This is a genomic window from uncultured Caballeronia sp., from assembly GCF_964243625.1.
GTDB lineage: Bacteria > Pseudomonadota > Gammaproteobacteria > Burkholderiales > Burkholderiaceae > Caballeronia.
In genome coordinates this window covers 1-5,889 of sequence record NZ_CAXTGZ010000390.1, presented here as the reverse complement: position 1 = coordinate 5,889, position 5,889 = coordinate 1, and the positions used below count along the sequence as shown (strand labels likewise).

The window sequence follows — 5,889 nt, the reverse complement described above, 5'->3', positions numbered from 1 at the left end:
CCGTGGATCGAAACCGATGGCCGCGGCGCGCATGGGGTTATCGCGTACAGCATTGGCCACGCGTACGAACGGCGTGCGCGAAAACATGAACATCGCGAGGCATGCGAGCACGCACCAGACGGCGATCAACGCATAAACCTGAATCGCAGGCGCAAAACCCAACCCCAAAACTGCAGGTCCGCTTGCACGATCGATGGAAACCCCGCTCTCGCCACCGAACCAGTCCGGCACGAGCCACACGGCCGCCGCAACCAGTTCACCGATACCCAGCGTGATCATCGCGAACGTGGTGCCCGCGCGGCGCGTGGAGAAGAAGCCGGACACGATACCGACAAGCGCCGCTGCAAGGCCGCTTATCAAAGGTAATAGCGGCAGTGGCAAGGGGTATCGATTGAAGATTTGCGCGGTGGCGAATGCGCCGAGGCCGGCATATATGGCGTGACCAAACGACAGCAATCCCGTCTCGCCGAGCAGCAGATTGAATGACAGTGCAAACACGATCAGGGTCGCCGTTTGAGCGAGGTACGCAAGCAGCCAGCTTTGCGAGCTGAACACAGGCGGCAACGCGAGACCGGCCACAAGCAACAACCACGGCGTTACACGTCTGAGCTCAAGCATCGTCATCGCCGCGCTGTCCGAAGAGTCCGCGTGGCCGCAATGCGAGCATGGCGACGAGCAATACGTACGGCAACAAAGGCGCGATCTGCGCGACGCTCAACGCGGCCCATGCAGCCGGCAGCGTGGCGCCCATGAAGTTTGCGGCACCGCCGAGCGACATGTTCGTCCCCACAGCAAACGTCTGCACACAGCCAATCAGAAGCGATGCCACGAGCGCCCCGCCGATCGATCCAAGGCCGCCGACGACAACGACTACAAACACGATCGGCCCGATGTTCTCGGCCATTGAAGGTTCGATCACGAACAACGGCGCACCGATCACGCCGGCAAGCGCGGCGAGCGCCGTGCCCGCAGCAAAGACCAACGTGAAAACGCGCGGCACGTCATGCCCGAGCGTCTCGACCGTCGACGCATGCGTGAGCGCGGCCCGCACGACAAGTCCTATCCGCGATACCCGCAGCACCACATACAACGCTACGAGCATCGCGAAGGACACGAACATCATGAACGCCCGATAACGCGGGAACGCTGCGCCGAAGAGCGTGAAGAGGGGGCCATCCAGGGATGGAGGAACAACAGCGTTGAACGGTGCGAGGCCCCAGACGAGCTTGACGGCTTCAGCAATCAGATACGCCGCGCCGAATGTCAGCAACAACTCGGCGAGCGCGCCGCGTGTTTGGATTCGTCGAAGCAGGAAGCGCTCGAACAAGGCGCCGAGCGCACCGACAACCAACGGCGAAAGAAGCAACGCAAACCAGAAGCCAAATCTTGCCGCGAGTGCGTAACCAACATACGCGCCGAGCATGTAGAAGCTCGCGTGAGCGAAGTTGAGCACGCCCATCATGCTGAAGATGAGCGTGAGTCCCGCCGACAGCATGAACAACAACAACCCGACGCTCACTCCATTCAGAAGGTTGATCGCGAACCACTGAATGAACGTGTTCACGCGGCGCGCTCCTACCCGTTCACGAGCGGCTTGAGCGCCGCCACGAGCGCTTCGGGCAATGGCACCGGACGGCGGGTATCGCGATCCACGTAGACGTGCACGAAATGCCCTTGCGCGGCCGGCTGCTCCGACCCGGCGCTGAAGATGCCGACTTCATACCGCACGCTCGTTGAACCGAGCCGAGTGACACGCAAACCGGCATCGATGCGATCAGGAAACGCCAGTGACGCGAAGTAGCTGCAATGCGTCTCGACCACGAGGCCGATGGTCTTGCCGGCCTCCAGATCGAGCGCGCCTTCGCGAATCAGATACTCGTTCACCACCGTATCGAAGTAGCTGTAATACACCACGTTGTTCACGTGGCCGTACATGTCGTTGTCGGACCAGCGCGTGTTGATCGAAAGAAAATGGGGATAATCCGCGCGCTTCGTGGGTACAGGTCGCGTCATGAATCAGAACGACTCCTGCAACATGCGCCGATAATCCTCCGCACTCGCCTCGCGCGGATTCGTCTTGTGGCAATGATCAGCAAGCGCGCCCTTGATGATCTTGTCGAACATGCCTTCTTCCACGCCCATTTGCGACAGGCGCGTCGGCAAGCCAAGACGCTCCGTCATGTCGTGAACGGCCTGAGCGATATCTGCGTTGGCGGGGAGGTTCATCACGCGGCGCATGCGTGCGAAGCGGTTCTCGGCAACCACGCTCGGCGCGCTTTCGTTAAAGCGCAGCACGGCAGGCAGGACCACCGCGTTCAGCGTGCCGTGATGCAAGCCGGTGCGCCCGTTCACGACCAGTCCGCCCATTGGATGCGAGAGCGAATGCACGCATCCCAGGCCCTTCTGGAACGCCATCGCGCCCTGCATGGATGCGCTCATCATGTTCAGGCGCGCATCGCGATCCTGGCCATCGTGCGTCGCCTTTTCAATATTTGCCCACGCGCGTTCCAGCCCGTCGAGCGCAATGCCGTCGGCGGGAGGATTGAACGCGGAGGCAAGAAACGTTTCGATGCAATGCGCGATCGCGTCCATGCCGGTCGCCGCGGTCAGCATGGGCGGAAGTCCAAGCGTCAGCGATGGATCGCAGATCGCCGATTTCGGCAGCAGATGCCACGAATGGAAGCCGAGCTTGCGGCCGTCGTCGAGAATGATGATTGCGCCGCGCGCCACTTCGCTGCCGGTACCCGACGTGGTCGGCACCGCGATCAGCGGCGCGGCGTCCGCCGTAATCTTGTTACTGCCACCTTCGATGGTCGCGTATTCGGTCAGCGTGCCCGGATGCGTCGCGGCGATCGCCACGCCCTTCGCCAGGTCGATGGCCGATCCGCCGCCCACCGCGATCAGGCCATCGCATTTCTCACTCTTGTAGAGCGCGGCGGCTTTCATCACCATGGCTTCGGTCGGATTCGACGGGGTTTCGTCGAAGATGGGAACCGCGCCGGCGTCGAGCGTCATTGCCTGGACGGTCTGCGAGACGAGGCCGGCGGCGAGCACGCCCTTGTCCGTGATGATCAGCGGCCGCCTGATGCCGGTGCGCGCGCATTCGCCGTCGAGTGACGCAAGCGCATCGAAGCCGAGATGAATGTGCGTGAGATAAAAGATGAAAGCCATGACGTGTCCCCGTTTTTGTCTGCGTCAGGCATGTTAGGAGTGCCGGGAGACGCCGTCAATCGAGTCCGTCGATGGCACAAAATGTCACGATCCTTGGCGGCACCGCTCGCAGGACTATTGTCCCGGCCGGTCCACATACTCGACCGCGAGCCCGCGGCGGCGCATCCACTCCGCCACTGCGTGTCCCGTTCCCGCGCGCCACGGTCTGAGCTTCGCCGGCTCGACCAGCCGGTATTCGAGCAATTCCGGCGATAACGCGATCGTCCCGTTCGCCTTCACGTGGTACGCAATGATCAGCTCATTCTTGCGGATGAATTCGTACACGCCGACCAACTCCACCGATTGTGCGACGAGCGCCGTCTCCTCCAGCACTTCTCTCGCAATCCCTTCCTCCGGCGTCTCACCGTTTTCGAGAAAACCCGTGATCAGCGCGAACATGCCTTCAGGCCATGCCGCATTGCGCGCGAGCAGGATCTTGCCCTCGTACTCCACGATGGCCGCAACCACCGGCAGCGGATTGTTCCAGTGAACGAAACCGCATTCCGGGTCCGGGCACGCCAGCCGCACGCGGCCGCCTTCGTGGGCGGCATCGGCACGTTCGACCAGCTTATTCGCATCGCGCGGACAGAAATGGTATTCGATCATGGTCAAATTCCGGGAAGTCGAGCGTTCAACGCGCGGCGCAAAGCGCGCGGATTTCAGCGGTGAACTGTTCCACCGTTTCCGGCAGGGTGTCCCACGCGCACATCAGCCTGCAGCCACCCGAGCCGATGAACTGATAGAACTTCCAGCCCTTGTTGCGCAGCGCCTGCGCCACATGTGGCGGCAGTTCGGCGAACACGGCGTTGGACTGCGGCTTGAACATCACCTTGACGTCTTCTATATCCGCAAGCCGGTCGGCCATCAACTGCGCCATTGAATTGGCATGGCGGGCGTTGCGCAGCCAGACATCGTTGTTCAGAAGGCCGAGCCACGGCGCCGAAATAAATCGCATCTTCGATGCCAGTTGCCCCGCCTGCTTGAGCCTGTAGGCAAAATCGACGGCCAGGGCTTTATCGAAGAAAATCACCGCCTCGCCGACCGGCAAGCCGTTTTTCGTGCCGCCGAAACACAGCACGTCTACGCCCGCGCGCCACGTGATTTCCGACGGGTGCACGTTCAGCGACGCCACCGCATTCGCAAAACGCGCGCCGTCCATATGCACTTTCAGATGCCGGCGCTTGGCAATCGCCGCGATCGCACGGATCTCCTCGACGCTATACACGGTGCCCACTTCGGTGGACTGCGTGAGCGTGACGACCTTGGGCTTCGGGTAGTGGATATCGGCGCGGCGCGTGACGATTGCTTCGATGGCATCCGGCGTCAGCTTTCCATCGATACCCGGCGCCGTCAGCAGTTTTGAGCCGCCAGAGAAGAATTCAGGGCCGCCGCATTCATCGGTTTCGATGTGCGCGAGTTCGTGGCAAATCACCGAATGGTAGGACTGGCAGAGCGACGCGAGCGCCAGTGAATTGGCTGCCGTGCCGTTGAACACGAAAAAGACTTCGCAGTCCGTCTGGAAAAGATCGCGGATGCGATCACAGACGCCTTGCGTCCAGGAATCGTCGCCGTAAGCGGGCTCATGGCCGCTGTTGTTGGCATCGATCAGCGCTGCCAGCGCTTCGGGGCAAATACCGGCGTAGTTATCGGAGGCAAAATGTTGCATGCGGTCTGGAGCCAGGGCAATGTGGACGTGGCCGTCATTTTAGCGGTTCATGTCCGAATCCGCGGAGACGTCAATAAGACGATGCCGCGGACCTCATTGCCCTTCTACAGATTAATCTGATTACTTCGCGGCGGGTTGGCTCGCTGCCGCGGCTTGCTTGTCCTTCTTGTTAGCCTCGTGATGGCCGATCGCACAGCCGCCTGCCGCGCCCACCACGCCGTGCTTACCCGCTACGTGGCCGGCTACGCCGCCGACCGCCGCGCCTTCGAGACAGCCCTTCGCATAGACCGCGCCGGTGGTGAAAAGCATCGAGGAAGCGAGTGCGAGCGAGACAAATTTCTTGTTCATGAACGTGTTCCTTTTTGTAGTCGATGCGCGGGACTTCGTGTCCGCGCTAGCCGAAGAATCGCAAGGTCCGTACCTGTCGATCGGCTTGCAATAGTTCGCCCCGAATGGAAAAAGCCCGTCGTGTTGATTACACGACGGGCTTTTGACCCTGGTTCAGAGACAGGTTTAGAGCTTCCCCTTCACCCACTCGTTGACACCGGCAAGCGCTGCTGCCAAGTTCTGCGGCTCGGTGCCGCCAGCCTGCGCCATATCCGGCCGCCCGCCGCCCTTGCCACCCACTTGCTGTGCGACGAAGTTCACGAGATCGCCCGCTTTCACTTTCTTCGATGCCTCCGCCGTGACGCCTGCAATCAGGCTGACCTTGTTGCCATCGACGGCAGCCAGGACTATCGCCGCGTTCTTCAGCTTGTCCTTCAATTTATCGACGGTTTCGCGCAATGTCTTGCCGTCCGCGCCCATCAGGCTGGGAATGCTGTGGGGGTGCGAAACGGGCGTGCCATCGGTGAGCACAACGTGGCAGCCTACGCCGAGCCCAGGGTGCGCGTGCGCGATGGCAACGGCGTCGTCGAAGGCGGGGCCGTTGGCCATGAGAGTAGCTGAAGTGAGGGCGCCGGCGGCGTGCAGTTCGGCAATAGCGCGATTGATGCCGCGAGTCAGGCCGAAGT

At 61.6% G+C, this 5,889-nt stretch carries 8 protein-coding genes; all 8 read right to left on the bottom strand.

Features of this window, described 5'->3' with window-relative positions:
- Positions 1 to 618, bottom strand: a 618-nt coding sequence (locus ACFFAR_RS22605; protein ID WP_375508504.1) for a branched-chain amino acid ABC transporter permease, incomplete at its 3' end; no start/stop codon positions are given.
- Complete coding sequence (locus ACFFAR_RS22600; protein ID WP_375508505.1) at positions 611 to 1,495, bottom strand: branched-chain amino acid ABC transporter permease; 885 nt, start codon at positions 1,493 to 1,495, stop codon at positions 611 to 613. The genes ACFFAR_RS22600 and ACFFAR_RS22605, both read right to left, overlap by 8 nt.
- Before the next feature lie 80 nt (positions 1,496 to 1,575).
- Complete coding sequence (locus ACFFAR_RS22595) at positions 1,576 to 2,013, bottom strand: thioesterase family protein (RefSeq protein WP_062167161.1); 438 nt, start codon at positions 2,011 to 2,013, stop codon at positions 1,576 to 1,578.
- 3 nt (positions 2,014 to 2,016) lie between these two features.
- Complete coding sequence (locus tag ACFFAR_RS22590) at positions 2,017 to 3,171, bottom strand: iron-containing alcohol dehydrogenase (protein WP_174364422.1); 1,155 nt, start codon at positions 3,169 to 3,171, stop codon at positions 2,017 to 2,019.
- A gap of 114 nt (positions 3,172 to 3,285) precedes the next feature.
- Positions 3,286 to 3,816, bottom strand: a complete 531-nt coding sequence (locus ACFFAR_RS22585; RefSeq protein WP_061999886.1) for an NUDIX domain-containing protein — start codon at positions 3,814 to 3,816, stop codon at positions 3,286 to 3,288.
- 25 nt (positions 3,817 to 3,841) lie between these two features.
- Entirely contained in the window at positions 3,842 to 4,876 is a 1,035-nt protein-coding gene (locus tag ACFFAR_RS22580; protein WP_174364421.1) for a beta-eliminating lyase-related protein, read from the bottom strand.
- A gap of 120 nt (positions 4,877 to 4,996) precedes the next feature.
- A complete protein-coding gene (locus ACFFAR_RS22575) occupies positions 4,997 to 5,185 on the bottom strand; it encodes a hypothetical protein (protein WP_372237029.1) in 189 nt (62 codons plus the stop codon).
- 204 nt (positions 5,186 to 5,389) lie between these two features.
- The coding region (locus tag ACFFAR_RS22570; RefSeq protein ID WP_375508503.1) for a ChbG/HpnK family deacetylase at positions 5,390 to 5,889 on the bottom strand (500 nt) is incomplete at its 5' end.

Bases quoted from the DNA above. Each gene is read 5' to 3' on its own strand.
- ACFFAR_RS22585 (WP_061999886.1), bottom strand. From the start codon at position 3,816: ATGATCGAATACCATTTCTGTCCGCGCGATGCGAATAAGCTGGTCGAA.
- ACFFAR_RS22575 (WP_372237029.1), bottom strand. From the start codon at position 5,185: ATGCTTTTCACCACCGGCGCGGTCTATGCGAAGGGCTGTCTCGAAGGC.
- ACFFAR_RS22580 (WP_174364421.1), bottom strand. From the start codon at position 4,876: ATGCAACATTTTGCCTCCGATAACTACGCCGGTATTTGCCCCGAAGCG.
- ACFFAR_RS22590 (WP_174364422.1), bottom strand. From the start codon at position 3,171: ATGGCTTTCATCTTTTATCTCACGCACATTCATCTCGGCTTCGATGCG.
- ACFFAR_RS22600 (WP_375508505.1), bottom strand. From the start codon at position 1,495: ATGCTGTCGGCGGGACTCACGCTCATCTTCAGCATGATGGGCGTGCTC.
- ACFFAR_RS22595 (WP_062167161.1), bottom strand. From the start codon at position 2,013: ATGACGCGACCTGTACCCACGAAGCGCGCGGATTATCCCCATTTTCTT.